This is a genomic window from Kitasatospora sp. NPDC101157, from assembly GCF_044768255.1.
Classification (GTDB): Bacteria; Actinomycetota; Actinomycetes; order Streptomycetales; family Streptomycetaceae; genus Kitasatospora.
The window spans coordinates 148,762-167,843 of the sequence record NZ_JBIWPL010000004.1; the positions used below are offsets into that span (position 1 = coordinate 148,762).

Genomic DNA, 19,082 nt, shown 5'->3' on the forward strand with positions numbered 1-19,082 from the left:
GGTGGGGCCTTCTCGTCTGCAGCCGGAGGAATCGTGGCAGCAAACGCGCCGTTAATGACAGATGCATGCCACCGATTGGCCGATTCATTACCGAAACCGTATGCACGACGGTTAGTCAGTTGTGTTACGGCAAGACGAAGTCTTGAACACGGTTTTCATGCCACCTGTAAAGTTCGATCACCACCGGAGGTGACTGACCAGCGCTCAGGCGCGGAGCCCGCCCGGCCGCTCCCCGGGCAGCGCCGCGCCGGAGCGGCACGTCACACTTCCGGCCGTGCCACCGCCTGTTTCCGGCCATTCCCCGGCCGGAACGGAACCGGGTCCCGCACCGCCTCAACGGCGGTACGGGACCCGGGAGTCGGACGTCGGCGGAAATCAGCTCTGCACGAACACCGCCACGGTACGACCCGGCACGGTGAAGGTGCCGGTCGCGGCGTCGAAGCCGGACCGCTTCACCACCTGGTCCACTCCGCCCGCCTGGACGGGGTGCAGCGCCTGGTTCGTCCCCTTCAGGGCCGTCAGGGTCTGGGTCTGCGCGGTGGGCGTGGCGTTGAGGACCACGGTGATGCCCTTCTCCGCGCCGGCCAGCCCGGTGCCGTCCAGGTGCAGGGTGATCACCCCGGGCGTCTCACCCGGCGTGCCGGAGAGCGGGTACGACAACCGCTGCTGGACGTCGGCCAGGGTGGGCAGCGAGAACAGCGGCGAGGACCGCTTGATCCGCAGGAAGTCCTGGTACTGCGCGGTCGTCGCCCTGATGTCGGCCGCGCCCACGGTCAGCTTCGGGTCGGCCAGCAGGGACCGGGCCGTCGGCCAGAGCTCCTGGTTGTCCTTCGCCGGCGGCAGGCCGCGGCCCCAGCCGTTGCCCTGGGAGGCATCCCAGTGGATCGCGTTGAACCAGTCGCCCGAGTCGTAGGAGTTGGAGTCGAGCGACTTGGAGCGCAGCAGGTCGCTGCCCGCCTGGGCGAAGCCCGCGCCCTGGGTGAGGGCGGTCAGCGAGAGGCCGAGCGCCTGCATCCGGGCCCGGTCGGCGGGCGCGGTGCCGGTGGGCAGCTTGTACGCGAGGGCGTCGAACAGGTCGGTGTTGTCGTGGGCGTCCACGTACTCCACCGCCTCGCCCGGCGCGGCCGCGTACCCGGTCGGGGAACCGTTGTAGTCGACCTGGGCGCCGGTGACGGCCTTCCCCGAGCTGTCGGTGAAGGAGTACCCGGCCAGGTTCCCGGTGAGCCCGACCTTCAGCTGGTCCATCTGGTGCAGCAGCCGGGCCTTCTGCTCCTGCGGACCGCCGTTCGCCGCCGAGCCGTTGGGGTCGGTGTACAGGCCCGAGGCGAAGCCCTGCTGGGGTGCGGAGCTCAGCATGAAGTTGCCGCCGCGGGCCGCGTCGCGGAGCCGGTCGTCGAAGGTGGCGATGCCGGTGCCGGCCATGTTGGCCTGGGTGGCCTGCACGAACCGGGCGTTGTTCGCGACGGTGCCGAAGTTCCAGCCCTCGCCGTAGAGGAAGACGTTCTTGCCGTCCACCCCGTCGGAGTCCGGTGTCATCCTCCGCAGCGCGGCCTGCACGTCCAGCATGGTGGACTTCGGGTCCAGGCCCATCAGGTCGAAGCGGAAGCCGTCGACCTGGTACTCCCGGGCCCACAGCGTCACCGAGTCGACCACCAGCCGGTTCATCATGGCGTGCTCGGGCGCGGTGTCGGCGCAGCAGCTGTCCGTCGTGACCTTGCCGTCCGCGTCCAGCCGCTGGTAGTAGCCGGGCACCACCTTGTCCAGCACCGAGTTGTCGGCCTGGCCACTGGCGGCGGTGTGGTTGTAGACCACGTCCAGCACCACCCGCAGCCCGGCCGCGTGCATCGCCTGGACCATCTGCCGGAACTGCACGGTACGGGCGGTCCCGTTCGGATCCGTCGCGTACGAGCCCTCCGGCACGTTGTAGTGCAGCGGGTCGTAGCCCCAGTTGTACGCGTCGTCGGCGGCGACGGCCGCCACGCACTCCTGCTGCTTCGGCCCGTTCGGGGGAAGGGACTTGAGGTCGCAGGACGGCAGCTTCTGGTCCGCCCGGTTCTCGTGGACGGTGGCGATGTCGAAGGTCGGCAGCAGGTGGACGGTGGTGATCCCGGCCTTGGCGAGGTCCCGCAGGTGCCGCATCCCGGCCGAGCCGGACTCGGTGAACGCCAGGTAGGTGCCGCGCTCGGCGGCCGGGACGCCGGTGTCCTCCACCGAGAAGTCCCGGACGTGCAGTTCCTGGATCTGCTCCTTCCCGGGCGGTACGGCCGCCGGGTGCGGCTGGTCGTCCCAGCCCGCCGGCTTGAGCTCCTTGGCGTCCAGGTCGGCGACCAGGCTGCGCCTGGAGTCGGTGGACAGCGCCACCGAGTACGGGTCGGTGACGGTGTTGACCACCAGCCGCTGCACCGAGGGCGCCCAGACCTTCACCTGGTACAGGTAGTACTTGCCGTCCAACTCCTTCTTGTCGCGGACGAGTTCCCACACACCGGTCTCGTCGTCCGGCTTCAGCGGCAGTGTCTTCGGGTTGCCGCCGGTGGCGCTGTCGAAGACCTGGACGGACACCTGCTGCGCGGTCGGCGCCCAGAGCGAGAGGGCGACCTTGCCGTCGTAGTAGGCCGGGCCGAAGTCCACCTTGCCGGTGCGACCGGCGTACAGGTCGTCCAGCACCCCCGGGGTCTGCACCCCGGTGGCGGCCAACGCCGCGCCGCTGGGCAGGTGTTCGGTGAACAGCAGCTGGCTGCGCAGCGCGGCCGGGACGCGCGCGGTGTCCCGGGCGTCCACGGTGAAGGCCCGGTACCCCGCCAGGTGCGGGTACTTGGCCTTCTGGGCGCCGGTCAGCCCGCCCGCGACGGGGGTGAGCCGGATCCACTTGCCCGGCCCGGTCAGCACGCCCTTGTCGGCGTGGATGCCGCCCTCGGGGTCGTAGACCAGCTGGGCGCTGGTGCCGCCGGCCAGGGCCTGGTCGGTGGCACCGTAGTTCGCCGGGACGACGACGGTCCTGGCGTCGATCCACTGGGCCTTGGCGCTGCCCGGGTCCAACTGCGAGGAGGCGGCGGGGTTCTGCGGCAGCAGGTAGCCCTCACGGCCGCCGAGGATCCACACCTCCTTGCCGTTGACGGCGAAGTCCAGCGACTGGTCTGCGGGCAGGTCCTTGTCGTTGCCGTTGTGCAGGATGTAGCTCAGGCTGGTCGCCCCGGGGGCGAGCGGCACCTCGAAGACGGCGCCGAAGGCGTCGCGGCGCACCGGCATCAGCGGCTTGCCCCAGTCGGTGGGGTCGGCCGCGCCGGTCCAGTCGTGCAGGCCCCAGCCGTCGTAGTTGCCGTCGGCCCGGCTGTAGTGGATGACGGCGGTGTTCGCCGGCGGGGTGTTCGCCGGGCCGGGGTTCACCGTGCCGACGGTGGCGTCGCCCTGCTTGAGCCAGACCTCTCCGGTGGCCCCGACGTCGATGTGGCGGTCGGCGTCCACGTCCTTGACGCCGTTCTTCTCCACGATGAAGCCGACGTCCGAGGCGCCGGGCTTGAGCCGCACGTACGCGAAGGCACCGTACGCGTCCCGTCCGGTGAAGGGGTGCCCGGCGGGCCACTGGGTGCCCTCGCCGTCGGCGAGGTCGCCCCAGGCGTAGAGGTTCCAGCCCTCGTAGTCGCCGTCCGGCCGGTTGTAGTGGACGACGGCGTACGGGCGGGCGCCGGCGGTGGGCACCGGCTTGGGCGCGGGGGTTCCGGTGGTGAAGCTCGCGGTGGCCGAGCGCAGATGGCCGCTGGAGTCCTGCAGGACGGCCTTGTAGCGCACGACCGTGCCGGGGGCGACCGCACTCAGGTCCTGGGTGACCGCGTACCTCCCGGTGTCGGCCGTCCCCAGCGTCTGCCAGGGCCCGTTGCCGATCTGGGCGGCGAAGCCGACCCGGTTGAAGCCGCCGTCCGCCTTGGCGCCCACCGTCACGAGCCCGGTGGATCCGTCGGCGGGCGGCTGCACCGAGAGCTGCGGCGCGGCCGCGACCGGGGCGAGCCTGCCGCCGGCCTTGAACACCACGGAGGACAGCGCCGGGACGGTGACGGTCACCTTGCGGTCCCCGCCGCTGGTGAGCCGGTCCCCCGCCGACGGGTAGATCCGGTCGAAGCCCATGCCCGCCGAGAAGGTGTCCAGGGTGACGGTCTTCGCCTCGGCGGCGTTGTTGACCGCCACCAGGTACTCGACCTGCTGGCCCGCGTCGATCCGGGAGAAGGCGTACACGCCCGCGCCGTCGGCGGCGTAGCGCTCGATCTGCGCGCCGTCGGCCAGCGCCGGGTTGTCGCGGCGCAGCTCGGCCAGGCCCGCGATGCCCCGGTAGAGCTCGCCGCCCTGCCCGTACCGGTCGGCCGGTCCGGAGGGGCCGCCGAGCACCCGGTCGCTGTTGTACGAGGCGGTCCTGGAGGCGAACATGTCCTGCCGGGCGTCCTTGTCGCCGCCCGCGCCGGTGAAGCCCTGCTCGTCGCCGTAGTAGACGACGGGCTGGCCGCGGGTGAGGAACTGCAGCTCGCTGCCGAGCCGGTCCTTCTTCAGCAGGGTCGCGTCGTCGGCGCCCGGGTTGTCGGCGAGCAGGAAGGAGCCGAAGCGGCCCATGTCGTGGTTGCCGAGGAAGGTCGGCAGCTCGTACGCGTCGGTGTCGGCGCTGGTGTAGCGGTAGTCCTGGCCGTAGAGGTCGGCGAGGTTCCTCGCCGAGCCGCCCTGGGAGACGTAGGAGCGGGCCGCGCCCTGGAACGGGAAGTCCAGGGTGGCCTGCAGCTTGCCCTTGGTGACGTAGGGCGAGGTGACGGCCGGGTCGCCGGAGTAGACCTCGCCGAACATGAAGAACTTCTTGTTGCCCTGCTTGGCGGCGAAGTCCTTGAGCGCGGGGGCCCACTGCTGCCAGAAGGCCATGTCGACGTGCTTGACGGTGTCGATCCGGAAGCCGTCCACCCCGGTGTCCTTGACCCACTGCTGGTAGACCTGCTCGAAGCCCTTGACCACCCGGGGGTTCTGGGTGTCGAGGTCGTCCAGACCGTTGAAGTCACCCTCGGTGGCGGACTCGCCGACGAAGGTCGAGTCGCCCCGGTTGTGGTACAGCGCCGGGTCGTTGAGCCAGGAGGGGCTCTTGGCCTTGGCGTCGGCCGGGTTGCGGAAGACCGGCGTGTAGGGGAAGGAGTCCTTGGTGATCTTCGGCCAGGGGGCCCCGGCGTCGGCGACCGCGGTCTCGTCGACCGGGTTGCCGTCCGCGTCGAGGGTCGGGTAGGCGCCGGTCGAGCGGTAGCCGTGCTGCTGCTCGGCATCGTCGATGACGTCGGCGGTGTGGTTGGTGATGACGTCGAAGAAGACCTTGATGCCGCGGGCGTGCGCCTTGGCTATCAGCTCCTTGAGCTGCTCGTTGGTGCCGAAGTGCGGGTCGACCTGGGTGAAGTCGGTGATCCAGTACCCGTGGTAGCCGGCCGAGGCGTCGGCGCCGCTGCCCTGCACCGGCTTGTTCTTGAAGATCGGGGCCATCCAGATAGCGGTGGTGCCGAGGTTCTGGATGTAGTCGAGCTTCTGGATGAGGCCGGCCAGGTCGCCGCCGTGGTAGAAGCCCTTGTCGCTCGGGTCGAAGCCGTTGTCGAGCCGCCCGCCGGTGATGCCGTTGGGGACCTCGGCACCGGTGTCGTTGGCGGTGTCGCCGTTGGCGAAGCGGTCGGGCAGGACGAAGTAGAACTGCTCGCGGGTGAGGTCGTGCCGCCCGGCGGTGGCCGCCAGCGCGGCGTCGGAGGGCGGGGGCGGCGGGGCGGCGGCGAGGGCCGCGGGGGCGCCGCCGAGGGTGGCGGCGGTCAGCGCGACGGCCAGCAGGACGGCCGTGCGGCCGGGTCTGGTCCGTGCGGCGCGGGCGCCGCGGCGAGGACGGCTCCGTCGGGGGCGGAGCGGCGTATCGGCCACTGAGGGGCTCCCTTAGGGGAAGGGGCGATCGATTTCCCAGGAAGCTAGCGGCCTGCAATATGTTTCAGCAAGATGCAGAAACGGTTTCGTGCCGGGAAAATCCAGGTCGGCGGGGCCGCCGCCGACCCCGGTTACGTCCCAACGGCGTACCGCGTGACAATGGGACGTATGTCCGCCCCACCGGTAAGCACCAGATCCCCCCGCACCCCCTACCCCGGTGGGATCCGCCCCCTACCCCTGGAGGGGGACAACCGGTGAAGAATCCACTTCCGGAGGATGAGCGGACGGCGACGAGTGGTCTGGCAGACTTCTCGTCCATGGGGGAACCGACCGAGATCCAGCAGGGCGACGCCGCGCGCGCCGACGCGGCCCACGACGGCGGTTCCGAGGCAGCCCGGGCCGGCACGGCCCGGCAGCCCGAAGGAGCCACCCGCGCCGCCCAGTCCCGTACCGCCGCCCTGCGCGACCGCATCCGCGACCAGCGCCGCTCCCCGGCCCGCCCGCGGATCTGGATCGAGCTGGCCCTGATCGGGATCAGCTACTGGCTCTACTCGATCGTGCGCAACGCCGTCCCCGAGCAGGAGGCGGTGGCGCAGCGGAACGCCCGCTGGATCTGGGACCTGGAGCACCACCTCGGCATCGCCGTCGAGCGCTCGGTCAACCACGCCGTGGACGGCGTCGGGTGGCTCATCACGGGGATGAACTACTACTACGCGACGCTGCACTTCATCATCACCATCGGCGTGCTGGTCTGGCTCTACCGCAGCCACCCGGGCCGCTACGTCGCCGCCCGTACGGTGCTGTTCGTCACCACCGGGATCGCCCTGGTCGGCTTCTACTTCTTCCCGCTGGCCCCGCCCCGGCTGATGACCGACGGCGGCTTCATCGACACCGTCCAGGCCCACCACACCTGGGGCTCCTTCGCCTCGGGGCCCGCCGCGCACGTCTCCAACCTCTACGCGGCGATGCCCTCGATGCACATCGGCTGGTCGATGTGGTGCGGTCTGGCGATCTTCTTCCTGGCCCGCCGGACCTGGGTCCGGGTGCTCGGCCTGCTGTACCCGCTGGCCACCCTGACGGTCATCATCTCGACCGCCAACCACTTCTGGATGGACGCCGTCGGCGGCGAGATCTGCCTCACGGTGGGCTTCCTCACCGCCCGCTGGCTCTACCACGAGTGGGTCTACAAGCTGCCGCAGGTGCCCGCCCGGGAGACGGCCGGCCGGCCGGTCACCGTGCCCGAGCAGTGGAGCGAACCGGCGGTCAGCAGCGCACGGCGCTAGCGACACCAAGACGCGAGAACGCGAAGACCTGGAAAGGGCCCCTCCCGAGGGGCCCTTTCCTTATGCGAGGCCTCACTCGGCCCCGTAGAACAGCCGGTCAACCACCGCCCGGGCCCGCCGGGTGGTGCGCCGGTAGTCGTCCACCAGCTCCCCGCTGTGCCCGGCGCCGTACCCGAGGTAGCGGGCCACCCCGCTCAGCTCCCGGGCGTCCCCGGGGAAGCTGTCCCCCGGCCGTCCGCGCACCAGCATCACCGCCGAGCGCACCCGCGAGGCCAGCACCCACGCCGCCTCCAGCACCTCCGCGTCGGCCCGCTCCACCAGCCCGGCCGCGGCGGCGGCCGCCAGCGCGGCCCTGGTCCGGGTGGTGCGCAGGGCGGGCACCTCGTGCCCGTGCTGGAGCTGGAGCAGCTGCACCGTCCACTCGACGTCCGCGAGTCCGCCCCGGCCGATCTTGGTGTGGGTGGTCGGGTCGGCGCCGCGCGGCAGCCGTTCGGCCTCGATCCTCGCCTTGATCCGGCGGATCTCCACCAGGTCCCGCTCCGGCACCCCGGCGCCCGGGTAGCGCAGCGGGTCGATCAGCTGCCGGAACCGGGCGCCCAGCTCCTCGTCCCCGGCCACCGGCTCGGCCCGCAGCAGCGCCTGGCTCTCCCAGGCGTGCGACCAGCGCCGGTAGTACGCCGCGTACGAGGCCAGGGTGCGCACCAGCGGACCGCTGCGCCCCTCGGGCCGCAGGTCGGCGTCGACCAGCAGCGGCGGCTCGGTGGACGGCGCGGCCAGCAGGGTGCGCAGCTCGTTGCAGATCGCCTGGGCCGCCCGGGCCGCCTCCTGCTCCAGCGAGCCGAGCAGCGGCTCGTGGACGAAGAGCACGTCGGCGTCCGAGCCGTAACCCAGCTCGTGCCCGCCGAAGCGGCCCATCGCGATCACCGCGATCCGGGTCGGCAGGTCCCCGTGCTCGGCCTCCCAGCCGGCCGTGCAGGCGCGCAGCGCGCCCTGCAGGGTGGCGGCGTTGAGCGCGGTCAGCGCCTCCCCCGCGGCGTCCAGCGCCTCGGCCGGGTCCTCGCCGAGCCGGCCGAGCACGTCCGCGGCGGCGGTGCGGAACAGCTCCCGTCGGCGCACCGAGCGCGCGGCGGCCACGGCGGCGGAGGTGGACCCGGCCCGGCCGACGGCGGCCAGCACCTCCGACTGGAGGGCCGCCCGGCCGCGCGGGGCCAGGCCCTGCGGGTCGCCCAGCATGGCCACCGCCTCGGGGGCGCGCAGCAGCAGGTCGGGGGCCAGCCGGCCGGCCGACAGCACCCGGGCCAGCTGTTCGGCGGCGGCGCTCTCGTCCCGCAGCAGCCGCAGGTACCAGGGGGTGCGGCCGAGTGCGTCGGAGACCTGGCGGAAGTTGAGCAGCCCGGCGTCCGGGTCGGCGGACTCGGCGAACCAGCCGAGCAGCACGGGCAGCAGGGTGCGCTGGATCGCCGCCTTGCGGCTCACCCCGGAGGCGAGCGCGCTGATGTGCCGCAGGGCGGCGGCCGGGTCGGCGTAGCCGAGCGCCTCCAGCCGGGCCCGGGCCGCGTCCGGGGTCAACCCGGCGGCGCCGGGCGGCAGTTCGGCGACCGCGTCGAGCAGCGGGCGGTAGAAGAGCTTCTCGTGCAGCCGCCGGACCTCCACCGCGTGCCGCTTCCACTCCCGCTGCAGCGCGGCCACCGGGTCGGAGCGGGTGTCGTCGTTGATCAGCGCGGCGAGCGAACGGGCGAGGCGGCGCTGGTCCTCCTCGGCGGTGGGCATCAGGTGGGTGCGGCGCAGCCGGTGCAGCTGGATGCGGTGCTCCAGCGAGCGCAGGAAGCGGTACGCGGCGTCCAGCGAGGCGGCGTCCGCCCGGCCGACGTACCCGCCGCGGGAGAGCGCGGCCAGCGCCTCCAGGGTGTTGCCGCTGCGCAGCGCCGGGTCGGTGCGCCCGTGCACCAGCTGGAGCAGCTGGACGGAGAACTCGACGTCGCGCAGCCCGCCGGGGCCCAGCTTGAGCTGGCGGTCCAGTTCGGTGGCCGGGATGGAGTCGACCACCCGGCGGCGCATCTGCTGCACGTCGGCGACGAAGTTCTCCCGGGCGGCGGCCTGCCAGACCATCGGGGCGAGCGCCTCGACGTACGCGGCGCCGAGCTCGGCGTCCCCGGCGACCGGGCGGGCCTTGAGCAGCGCCTGGAACTCCCAGGTCTTGGCCCAGCGCTGGTAGTAGGCGAGGTGGCTGGCCAGGGTGCGCACCAGCGGGCCGTTGCGGCCCTCGGGGCGCAGGTTGGCGTCCACCGGCCAGATGGTGCCCTCGCCGGTGGTGTCCGAGCAGAGCCGGGTGAGCGCGGCGGCCAGCCGGGTGGCGGCTTTGACCGCCTCGTGCTCGTCCACGCCCTCGCGCGGCTCGGCGACGAAGATGACGTCGACGTCCGAGACGTAGTTGAGTTCGCGGCCGCCGCACTTGCCCATGCCGATCACCGCGAGCCGGCAGGCCGCGGCGGCCTCCGGGTCCTGCTCGGCGGCGAGGTCCAGGGCGGTCTGCAGGGTGGCGCCCGCCAGGTCCGCGAGTTCGGCGGCGGTCTGGGCGAGGTCGGTGGTGCCGGTGAGGTCGCGGGCGGCGATGGCCAGCAGGCAGCGGCGGTAGGCGACCCGCAGCGCGTTGGCCGGCCCGAGGGCGTCGTCCTTGACGCCCTCGGCGAGGGCGCGGCGGAAGTCCTGCGGGCCGGGGTGCATGTCGCGCAGCTCGAAGGTGACCAGCGCGTGCCAGTCGTGGGGGTACCGGGCCAGGTGGTCGCCGAGCGCGGTGGAGACGCCGAGCACCCCGAGCAGCCGGTCGCGCAGCGGCTTGGAGGTGGTGAGGGTGTCACGCAGGGTGTGCCGCTCGGACTCGTCGGCGGCCTCCAGCAGCCGGGCCAGGCCCAGCAGCGCGAGGTCGGGGTCGGCGGTGGCGCCGAGCGCGTCCAGCAGCACAGGGTCGTCGGCCAGGCCCTCCAGGCCGGGCCCGTCCAGCAGCCGCACGGCCTTCGCGGGGTCGGTGAACCCGCGCCGGACCAACCTGATCTCGGGCCGGCTGACCCGGCTCCCGGCCCGCTGCTCCTCCACCGTCATCGCTCTCCCGGAACGCCCAGTGGCCCACGCGGTCACGCGGCCCTGGACCTACCTTCCCAGGAGCCGGTCCGCCCGCGCCACGGGGACCGTGGCGCGGGCGGTGGTTACGACGTCAGACCCGTTCCGGCATCCGGTTCACCAGGTGCCAGAGCAGGGCCGACAACAGCACCGAAGCGGTCGCGGCGGCGCCGATCAGGAACAGGTACTCCCGGTCGAGAACGCGGCCGGAAAACACGCCGACGAGCCCCGCGCCCGCACCCGTCAGAGCGAGGACCAGCCGCCGCCGCTCCGACATCCGGGTGATCTCCACCCGGCGCCCCTGACGGCCCGTCCAGGAGATCAGATGTCGGCCCAGGACCCATTCCCGGAACATCACCCAGAGGGAGACGACGGTGCCCATGGTGCCCACGACGAGATACGCCGGATAGCAGCTGAGCGTCCGCCGGATCCCGATTTGCAGGGCGGCCGTCCCGAAAGTCAGGGCCACCATCACGAGGAACCACACACCCATCCACCGGAATGCGTCGAAATGGGTGAACCTGGTGGCCAGCTGATAAAGCAGCGAGAGGTATCCGGAAGCCATCAGGACGCTGTCCACGAGCATCGCGCCGAATACCCGGGTAAAGCCCCAGCTGTGGAGGAACAGACCGCGGTGCTTGTACAGCGCCTGCGCCCAGCCGGCCGCCCACCGGTGGGTCTGCGCCCAGTAGACGGACCAGCTGCCCGGATCGCGGACGCACACGAACGCGCCGGGCACGAACCCCGCGTTCAGCCCGGCGCGGTTCATCTTGAGCGCCAGCTCGACGTCCTCGCAGAGGCTGTCGGTGGACCAGCCGCCCACCGCCCGGACCGCCTCGGTGCGGTACACGCCCGCGCAGCCGGAGAGCACGGCGACCCACCCGTGCCACGACTCGACCGTCCGGGACATCCGGTGGGCCGCGGCCCACTCGATCACGCGCGAGCGCTGGAACACGCCCTTCACGCTGTGCGGCGTGACCGACATGCAGACGCCCCCGAATCCCTTGGCGCGCATCCGTTCCAGGCACATCTCCAGCGCCCGGTCGGAGGCGAAGTAGCCGTCCGCGTCGAGCAGCGCGACAAACTCGGTGGTCACCTCCGCGAGGGCGAGGTTGAGCGACTCCGGCTTGCTCCTGCAGTCGACCTCCAGCACCTCGGCGCCGCACCGCCGGGCGATCTCCGCCGTGTCGTCGGTGCAGGAGTCCGCGAGCACCAGCACGGTGCGCGGCCGCACCGTCTGGCCGAAGGCGGACCTCACCGCGTCCGCGATGAAGTCCGCCTCGTCGTGTGCCGGGATCAGCACGGTCAGTGAATCGGTCACCGCCGGGCGAGCCACTTCACGGCCGCGCCGATCGCGGCGGCGGCGCCGCCGGTCGCCAGGAGCGCCAGCGAAGCGACGCCGGTGTGAGCGAGTCCGTACATAACTGTTCCTCACTGACTGTTCCGAATTGCCGATCGGTGAATTCATGCCGAATTCGAGAGAATTCACTGACATCGGGCCACCGCCACAACCCGCATTTCTTCTATCATGAATCCACCGGCCGCCGCCCTTAACACGCCATTACGGGCCCCGCCAGTCGATGCGTCCGCCCGGAATTCATCCGGTCGGCTCCGCCCGCGGCGCGGACGGGACGCCCTGCGTGGATCGTGAACGGCATGGCTATCCGATTGCTGGTGGCGCTGGCGATGGCGGCTACGACCGCCGCGACGTCGGCCGCCGCCCCCGCCGCGGCGGTGGCCGTGGCTCCGCGGTCGCAGCACACCGTCCTCCTGGACCGCTTCACCGCGCTGGACCTGGGACCGGGCCGGCGGTGGGGCTGGCAGACCGCCGCCTACGCCAACTGCACCGACAACCCGAACAGCTGGAAACTCGACCGGCTGACCACCGACGCGCTGTCCACGGCCGCCGGACACCTGACCGTCACCGCCCAGCACCGCGCCGACGGCAACTGGGACACCGGACTCCTGACCACCGGCGACTCCTGCGACTCCGGCGGCAGCGGGTTCCAGTTGCGCACCGGCGACCTGGTGGTGGTGCACGTCCGACTGCCCGCCGCGGGCACCGCCGCCTGGCCCTGCCTGTGGACCTGGCGGGACGGCGGCAACGAGCTCGACCTGTTCGAGTGGTACGCCGACCACCCGGACCGGATCGAGTTCGTCAACCACGTGCGCGAGAACAGCACCGTCTACTCCGGCCCGGACATCGGCCCCGAGCAGTGGGTGTACGTGGCCGTCAGGCTCGGCGCCGACGACGACACCTGGTACGTCGGACCGTCCCGGGACCGGCTGACCCCCGTGTGGTCCGACGGGACGGGCGTCGGGCCGGACTTCTCCGCCTACCTGATCCTCAACCTCTCGATCGGCGACGGAACGTTCCACCAACCGCCGACCCGCACCGACCCGGTCACCATGGAGGTCGACCTGCTGAGCGTCGAACGCCCCGGGTAGGAGCCCCGACCGTACGGCCCGGGCGGGCGCCGCTCAGCGCAGTTCCGCCGGCGGCACCCGCCCGGGCGCCATCGCCTCCTCCCGGACCAGGCTCCCCCACACCACCAGCCGGTAGAGCGACGTGTACTCCGGGGTGCACGTCGTCAGCGTGATGTAGCGCCCCGGCGAGCGGTACGGCGAACCGGTGGGGACGGGCGCGATCACGCCCACGTCGTCCGGGGAGGTCTCCGGCAGCACGCCGTCGACCCGGTAGACGTACCACCGGTCCCTGGTCTCGACCACCACCGCGTCACCCGGGCCGACCTGGTCCAGGTCGTGGAACTTCGCGCCGTGGCCGTCGCGGTGCGCCGCGAGGGCGAAGTTGCCCTCGCCCTCCCAGGGAGGGACCGCGCGGTACGGCACGGTGTACGCGCCGGCAACCCCGTCCGCCAGGGTCTCCTCGTCGGTACCGGACCTGATCAGCACCTGGTAGTCCCGGCCCATCGCGGGCACGTGCAGGAAACCGAGGTCACCCCGGCCCAGCCCGGCCACCGGGGAATCCGCGGCCGCGGTCGGCGGCGCGGCGGCCGACCAGCTGTCGCGCAGCCGCCCGGCGGCCCGGTCCGCCGCCCGGTCCGAGACCACGTTGCTCCACCAGAGCACGTACACCGCGAAGAGCGCCACCAGCAGGCCGAACGTCAACAGCCCGTCCCCGACCCACCGGGCCACCGCCCGCACCACCACGCCCCGCTCCCGCGCCATCCCGGGCTCCCGTCGCCGCCACCGAACCGGCCGCCACTCCAGCGCCCCGCCCCGCCCGACCGCAAGCGGACACACTCCGGGGCGGCGCCCGTCCCCCGAACGCAGCAGTGCCGGGGCCCCGGGAACGCGAGGAGGCCCGCCCGGCGACCGTCACCGGGCGGGCCTCCTCCGGCAGTCCCTCAGAGCACCTGGAGGTTCTTGCGCAGCTCGAACGGCGTCACCTCGGAGCGGTACTCCTCCCACTCCTGGCGCTTGTTGCGCAGGAAGAAGTCGAAGACGTGCTCGCCCAGGGTCTCGGCGACCAGTTCGCTGCGCTGCATCAGGTCGATGGCCTCGCCGAGGTTCTGCGGCATCGGCTGGATGCCGAGGGCGCGGCGCTCGGAGTCGGACAGCGCCCACACGTCGTCGTCGGCGCCCGGCGGGAGCTCGTAGCCCTCCTCGATGCCCTTGAGGCCGGCCGCGAGGGTGACGGCGTAGGCGAGGTAGGGGTTGCAGCCGGTGTCCAGCGAGCGGACCTCGATCCGGGTGGAGCCCTGCTTGCCCGGCTTGTACATCGGCACCCGGATCAGCGCCGAGCGGTTGTTGTGGCCCCAGCAGATGTACGAGGGGGCCTCGCCGCCGGCGCCGGCGGTGCGCTGGGAGCCGCCCCAGATGCGCTTGTAGGAGTTCACCCACTGGTTGGTGACGGCGGCCGTCTCGGCGGCGTGCCGCAGCAGGCCGGCGATGAACGACCTGCCGACCTTGGAGAGCTGGTACTCGGCGCCGGACTCGTGGAAGGCGTTGCGGTCGCCCTCGAACAGCGAGACGTGGGTGTGCATGCCGCTGCCGGGGTGCTCGGAGAACGGCTTGGGCATGAAGCTCGCGTGCACGCCCTGCTCCAGCGCGACCTCCTTCATGACCAGCCGGAAGGTCATGATGTTGTCGGCGGTGGACAGCGCGTCGGCGTAGCGCAGGTCGATCTCCTGCTGGCCGGGGGCGCCCTCGTGGTGCGAGAACTCGACCGAGATGCCCATCGACTCCAGCATGGTGATCGCCTGGCGGCGGAAGTCGTGGCCCACCCCGCGCGGGGTGTGGTCGAAGTAGCCGGACTGGTCGGCCGGGATCGGCGCGGTGCCGTCGCCGGGCAGGTTCTTCAGCAGGAAGAACTCGATCTCGGGGTGGGTGTAGAAGGTGAAGCCCAGGTCGGAGGCCTTCTCCAGGGTGCGCTTGAGCACGAACCGGGGATCGGCGTAGGAGGGCGAGCCGTCCGGCATCAGGATGTCGCAGAACATCCGCGCGGTGCCCGGGGTCTCCGAGCGCCACGGCAGGATCTGGAAGGTGGTCGGATCCGGCTTGGCGATCATGTCGGACTCGTACACCCGGGCGAATCCCTCGATCGCCGAGCCGTCGAACCCTATGCCCTCCTCGAAGGCCTGCTCCAACTCGGCCGGCGCCACCGCGACCGACTTCAGGAACCCGAGCACATCGGTGAACCACAGCCGGACGAACCGGATGTCACGCTCTTCGAGCGTCCGAAGCACGAACTGCTGCTGCTTGCCCATGGGGACAGTCTCACCTCTGCTCTTTACGCTCGTGTTACGCCCGGGAGGACCCCGAGGGACCCCCGCGGAGCGACTGCCCCCATCATGGCCGATCATCGGGCGCCACGGCAGGGCCGACCCCCTCGGGGCCCGCCCTCGGAGGACATTGCGTCAGTTAGACGATTACACTTCGAGGCATGCCCAATCTCCGTGTCGCCCTGTGCCAGATCGACCCCTGGGTCGGTGACCTCGCCCGCAACGGCGACGAGGTGGTGCGCTGGACGAAGCAGGCCGTGGAAGCCGGCGCCCAGCTGGTCGCGTTCCCCGAAATGGTCCTGACCGGCTACCCGGTCGAGGACCTCGCGCTGCGCCACTCCTTCGTCGAGGCCTCGCGCGGCGCCCTGGTCGAGCTGGCCGGCCGGCTGACCGACGACGGGCTGGGCGGGGTGCCGGTGGTGGTCGGCTACCTCGGGCGCTCCGAGCACGCCTCGCCACGCTTCGGCCGGCCCGCCGGGTCACCCCAGAACTGCGCCGCGGTGCTGTACCGGGGCGACGTGGTCACCCGCTTCGCCAAGCACCACCTGCCCAACTACGGCGTCTTCGACGAGTTCCGCTGGTTCGTCCCCGGCGACCAGCTGCCGGTGCTGCGGCTGCACGGGGTGGACGTCGCACTGGCGATCTGCGAGGACATCTGGCAGGACGGCGGGCGGGTCACCGCCGCCAGGGAGGCCGGCGCCGGGCTGCTGCTGGTGGTCAACGGCTCGCCGTACGAGCGGAACAAGGACGACCAGCGGCTGGAACTGGTGCGCCGCCGCGCGGTCGAGGCGGGCTGCGCCCTGGCGTACGTCAACATGGTCGGCGGCCAGGACGAACTGGTCTTCGACGGCGACTCGATCGTGGTCGACGCGGACGGCCGGGTCCTGGCCCGTTCCCCGCAGTTCGAGGAGCACCTGCTGGTCCTGGACCTCGACCTGCCGGCCGCGAGCAGTGACCACACCGACGGCCTGCTGCTGAGCGACGGGCTGCACCTGGTCCGCACCGAGCTGGGTGACGAACCGTCACCGGCCCCCGCCGACAGGCTCACCGCCGAGATCGCGCCACGGCTGTCCGACGAGGCGGAGATCTGGGCGGCGCTGGTCTCCGGGACCCGGGCGTACGTCGTGAAGAACGGCTTCCGGTCGGTGCTGATCGGCCTCTCCGGCGGCATCGACTCGGCGCTGGTGGCCGCGATCGCGGTGGACGCGGTCGGGGCCGGGAACGTGCACTGCGTCTCGATGCCGAGCCGCTACTCCTCCCAGCACTCCCGGGACGACGCGGCCGAACTGGCCCGCCGCACCGGACTGCACTTCCGGACCGTCTCCATCGCGCCGATGTTCGACGCCTACCTGGGCGCCACCGAACTGACCGGCCTGGCCGAGGAGAACCTGCAGTCCCGGCTGCGCGGCACCCTGCTGATGGCGATCTCCAACCAGGAGGGGCACATCGTGCTCGCGCCCGGCAACAAGAGCGAGCTGGCGGTCGGCTACTCGACCCTGTACGGCGACTCGGTCGGCGCGTACGGCCCGATCAAGGACGTCTACAAGTCGCTGGTCTTCCGCCTCGCCCGCTGGCGCAACGAGGAGGCGGAACGGCGCGGCGAGGTGCCGCCGATCCCGGAGAACACCATCAGCAAGCCGCCGTCCGCCGAACTGCGGCCGGACCAGGTGGACACCGACTCGCTGCCGGACTACGACCTGCTGGACAGCGTGCTGGACCGCTACATCGAGGGCGACCAGGGCCGGGACGCGATCGTCGCGGCCGGCTTCGACCCGGCGGTCGTCGACCGGGTGGTCCGGCTGGTCGACACCGCCGAGTACAAGCGGCGCCAGTACCCGCCGGGCCCGAAGATCTCGGTGAAGAACTTCGGCCGGGACCGCCGCCTGCCGATCACCAACCGCTGGCGGCGCGGCTGAACTAGGAGGAGTACCGGTAGGTGGCGGCCACCGCGAGGTGGTCGCTGCCGTCCCGGGGCAGGGTGCGGGAGTCCACCGGCTTGAGGCCGCCCTTGCTCATGATCTGGTCGATCCGCGCCATCGGGAACGCCGCGGGCCAGCTGAAGCCGAAGCCGTCCCCGGCAGCGCCCTGGGCCGAGCGCATCTGCGAGGTGACCGGCGCCAGACTGCGGTCGTTCATGGTGCCGTTGAGGTCGCCGAGCAGCAGCACCTTCTTCTCCGGCTCGGCCTGGACGGCGTCGCCGAGCGCCTGCGCGCTGACGTCCCGCTGGTGGACGGTGAAGCCGCTCTCGGCCCTGAGCCGGACGGACGGCAGGTGCGCGACGTACACCGCGACCGGGCCCTGCGGGGTGGTGACCCGGGCCCGGAAGGCCCTGGTCCAGCCGATCTTCAGGTCGACCGGGGAGACGTCGCTGATCGGGTACTTGGACCAGAGCCCGACCGTCCCCTCCACCGTGTGGTACGGGTACGTCCCGGCGAGCCCGGTCTCGTACGAGCGCAGCTGGTTCCCGGCCAGCTCCTGCAGGGCCACGATCTGGGCGTCCGAGGCCACCAGGCCGCGGATGGTGCCCGGCACGTCGGTGTTCCCGGCCTCGACGTTGTGGCTGACCACCGTCCAGTCGCCCTTGCCGCCGCTCTTGTCGGACACCAGCCCGCCGAACAGGTTGGCCCACAGCACGGCGGGCACCAGCAGGGCGAGCAGCGCGGTGGCGGAGCGGCGCAGCAGGGCGGGCACCAGCAGCACCGGGACGGCCAGGCCGACCCAGGGCAGGAAGGTCTCCAGCAGGCTGCCGAGGTTGCCGACGCCGTTCGTCATCTCGGCGTGGAAGGCCAGCAGCACGGCGGTGAGCAGGGCCAGCAGGGCGATCACCAGCCCGCGCCGCCAGGTGCTGCTGCCACGGGCGTCCCGGCCCCAGTGCCGCAGGCCGAGGAAGCCGCCGGTCCGGTCGGCGGGCGCGTCCGCACCCCCGGGGACCGCGGTCCGCTCGGTGCTGTCCGCCTGCGCCATCGTGGCTCCCGTCGCTCGTGCCGTCGCCGGTCCGGTGTCCGGTCCGTGGGGGTACGGGCGCGGCGCCGGACCGGTGCCGGTTTGATCGGATACCCGGCTCAGCCTATGCCGGGACAGACGCACGCCCCCGGGACCGGGTTCCGGCGTGGCCCGGTTTGGTGAGCCAGGCCACGTCGGGCACGAAGCATGCGCTCCGGCGCGCGGCGGGGTCCGGGAGGACGCCCCGGGACAGGCTCTAGCGGGGTGCGACGCCGTCGAGGACGGAGTCGACCAGTTTGCGGGACAGCTCCGGATCCTCCAGGTCGGAGTCCTCCGACAGGATGCTGCGGTAGAGGATCGGCCCCATCAGCAGGTCGCCGAGCAGTTCCACGTCGAGGTCGTCGCGGATCACGCCCTCGGCGACGGCCTGGCGGATCAGGTGCAGTCCGACCTCCCGGCGCGGCCTGATCACCCGCTCCCGGTAGGCGGTGTACAGCTCGGGCAGGGTCTGCATCTGTCCGAGCGCCGCCTTGAGCACCCAGCGGGTGCGCTTGGCGAGGCCGCGGCGGCGGATGTAGTCGACCATCGCGATCAGGTCCTCGCGGGCGCCGCCGCCGGTGGGGGCCGGGATCGGCTCCTCCAGCCGGCTGACGACGTCGACCAGCAGGGCCTCCTTGTTGGGCCAGCGCCGGTAGATGGTGGCCTTGCCGACGCCGGCGGCGGTGGCGATGCCCTCGATGGTGAGCTCGGACAGCGTGTTGCCGTCCGCCATCAGGTCCTCGACGGCGGTGAAGATGGCCTGCTCGGCGGCCTCGCTGCGGGGCCGGCCGCGGCGTGCCGCCGCGCAGGGCTGCCCGGTGTCGGCGCTCGGCGTGTCCGTCCTCATCCCGGCTGTCTCTCCCTCGCTGGGTCCCGGGCCCGCGGGCGCCGTGGTGTGTCGGTCGATCCGGCCCGCGGGCGGGGTCGTCCCCACCCTGGACCGAGGCCCTGCCGACCGGACGCACCGGTCGGCAGGGCCATTGTCGCTCAGTCGACTCGCAGGTCGGTCGACCCGCTGGTCAGCGCCCGTGGGCGGCCTCCG

10 protein-coding genes are annotated in these 19,082 nt (G+C 72.3%); 3 read left to right on the forward strand and 7 right to left on the reverse strand.

Features of this window, described 5'->3' with window-relative positions; translation table 11 throughout:
* Positions 1-375: 375 nt before the first annotated feature.
* Positions 376-5,913, reverse strand: a complete 5,538-nt coding sequence (gene pulA / locus ACIRVF_RS10420) for a pullulanase-type alpha-1,6-glucosidase (protein WP_402815888.1) — start codon at positions 5,911-5,913, stop codon at positions 376-378.
* A gap of 317 nt (positions 5,914-6,230) precedes the next feature.
* Here pulA and ACIRVF_RS10425 point away from each other — a divergent pair, with 317 nt between their 5' ends.
* Positions 6,231-7,196, forward strand: a complete 966-nt coding sequence (locus ACIRVF_RS10425) for a phosphatase PAP2 family protein (RefSeq protein WP_402815889.1) — start codon at positions 6,231-6,233, stop codon at positions 7,194-7,196.
* Between the two features lie 72 nt (positions 7,197-7,268).
* Here ACIRVF_RS10425 and ACIRVF_RS10430 read toward each other — a convergent pair whose 3' ends face one another.
* Both ACIRVF_RS10430 and ACIRVF_RS10435 read right to left on the reverse strand, forming a co-directional pair.
* The gene (locus ACIRVF_RS10430) at positions 7,269-10,295 is read right to left on the reverse strand and encodes a bifunctional [glutamine synthetase] adenylyltransferase/[glutamine synthetase]-adenylyl-L-tyrosine phosphorylase (protein WP_402815890.1); all 3,027 of its coding nucleotides are present in this window, start codon (positions 10,293-10,295) and stop codon (positions 7,269-7,271) included.
* A 112-nt stretch (positions 10,296-10,407) separates the two neighbouring features.
* Complete coding sequence (locus ACIRVF_RS10435) at positions 10,408-11,634, reverse strand: glycosyltransferase (protein WP_402815891.1); 1,227 nt, start codon at positions 11,632-11,634, stop codon at positions 10,408-10,410.
* A gap of 335 nt (positions 11,635-11,969) precedes the next feature.
* Here ACIRVF_RS10435 and ACIRVF_RS10440 point away from each other — a divergent pair, with 335 nt between their 5' ends.
* Positions 11,970-12,761, forward strand: coding sequence for a beta-glucanase (locus ACIRVF_RS10440; protein WP_402815892.1), 792 nt, complete (start codon positions 11,970-11,972; stop codon positions 12,759-12,761).
* A gap of 33 nt (positions 12,762-12,794) precedes the next feature.
* Here the strand turns inward: ACIRVF_RS10440 and ACIRVF_RS10445 are convergent, their stop codons facing one another.
* Positions 12,795-13,502 (reverse strand): class E sortase, encoded by a 708-nt coding sequence (locus ACIRVF_RS10445; protein ID WP_402815893.1) that lies wholly within the window; start codon positions 13,500-13,502, stop codon positions 12,795-12,797.
* 179 nt (positions 13,503-13,681) lie between these two features.
* Entirely contained in the window at positions 13,682-15,043 is a 1,362-nt protein-coding gene (glnA, locus tag ACIRVF_RS10450; protein ID WP_380419757.1) for a type I glutamate--ammonia ligase, read from the reverse strand.
* A 176-nt stretch (positions 15,044-15,219) separates the two neighbouring features.
* On the opposite strand from glnA, the gene ACIRVF_RS10455 reads away from it, so the two are divergent.
* A complete protein-coding gene (locus tag ACIRVF_RS10455; RefSeq protein WP_402815894.1) occupies positions 15,220-16,974 on the forward strand; it encodes an NAD+ synthase in 1,755 nt (584 codons plus the stop codon).
* Position 16,975: 1 nt separating this feature from the next.
* Here ACIRVF_RS10455 and ACIRVF_RS10460 read toward each other — a convergent pair whose 3' ends face one another.
* Together ACIRVF_RS10460 and ACIRVF_RS10465 are read right to left on the reverse strand one after the other, a co-directional pair.
* Positions 16,976-18,022, reverse strand: a complete 1,047-nt coding sequence (locus ACIRVF_RS10460; RefSeq protein ID WP_402815895.1) for an endonuclease/exonuclease/phosphatase family protein — start codon at positions 18,020-18,022, stop codon at positions 16,976-16,978.
* 235 nt (positions 18,023-18,257) lie between these two features.
* On the reverse strand, positions 18,258-18,887 hold the full coding sequence (locus ACIRVF_RS10465) for a TetR/AcrR family transcriptional regulator (protein ID WP_402815896.1): 630 nt from the start codon (positions 18,885-18,887) through the stop codon (positions 18,258-18,260).
* Positions 18,888-19,082: the final 195 nt, after the last annotated feature.

Excerpts from the sequence above, each read along its gene's own strand:
- glnA (WP_380419757.1), bottom strand. The coding sequence starts at position 15,043 with ATGGGCAAGCAGCAGCAGTTCGTGCTTCGGACGCTCGAAGAGCGTGAC.
- ACIRVF_RS10440 (WP_402815892.1), top strand. The coding sequence starts at position 11,970 with ATGGCTATCCGATTGCTGGTGGCGCTGGCGATGGCGGCTACGACCGCC.
- ACIRVF_RS10465 (WP_402815896.1), bottom strand. The coding sequence starts at position 18,887 with ATGAGGACGGACACGCCGAGCGCCGACACCGGGCAGCCCTGCGCGGCG.
- ACIRVF_RS10425 (WP_402815889.1), top strand. The coding sequence starts at position 6,231 with ATGGGGGAACCGACCGAGATCCAGCAGGGCGACGCCGCGCGCGCCGAC.
- ACIRVF_RS10430 (WP_402815890.1), bottom strand. The coding sequence starts at position 10,295 with ATGACGGTGGAGGAGCAGCGGGCCGGGAGCCGGGTCAGCCGGCCCGAG.
- ACIRVF_RS10460 (WP_402815895.1), bottom strand. The coding sequence starts at position 18,022 with ATGGCGCAGGCGGACAGCACCGAGCGGACCGCGGTCCCCGGGGGTGCG.
- ACIRVF_RS10445 (WP_402815893.1), bottom strand. The coding sequence starts at position 13,502 with ATGGCGCGGGAGCGGGGCGTGGTGGTGCGGGCGGTGGCCCGGTGGGTC.
- ACIRVF_RS10455 (WP_402815894.1), top strand. The coding sequence starts at position 15,220 with ATGCCCAATCTCCGTGTCGCCCTGTGCCAGATCGACCCCTGGGTCGGT.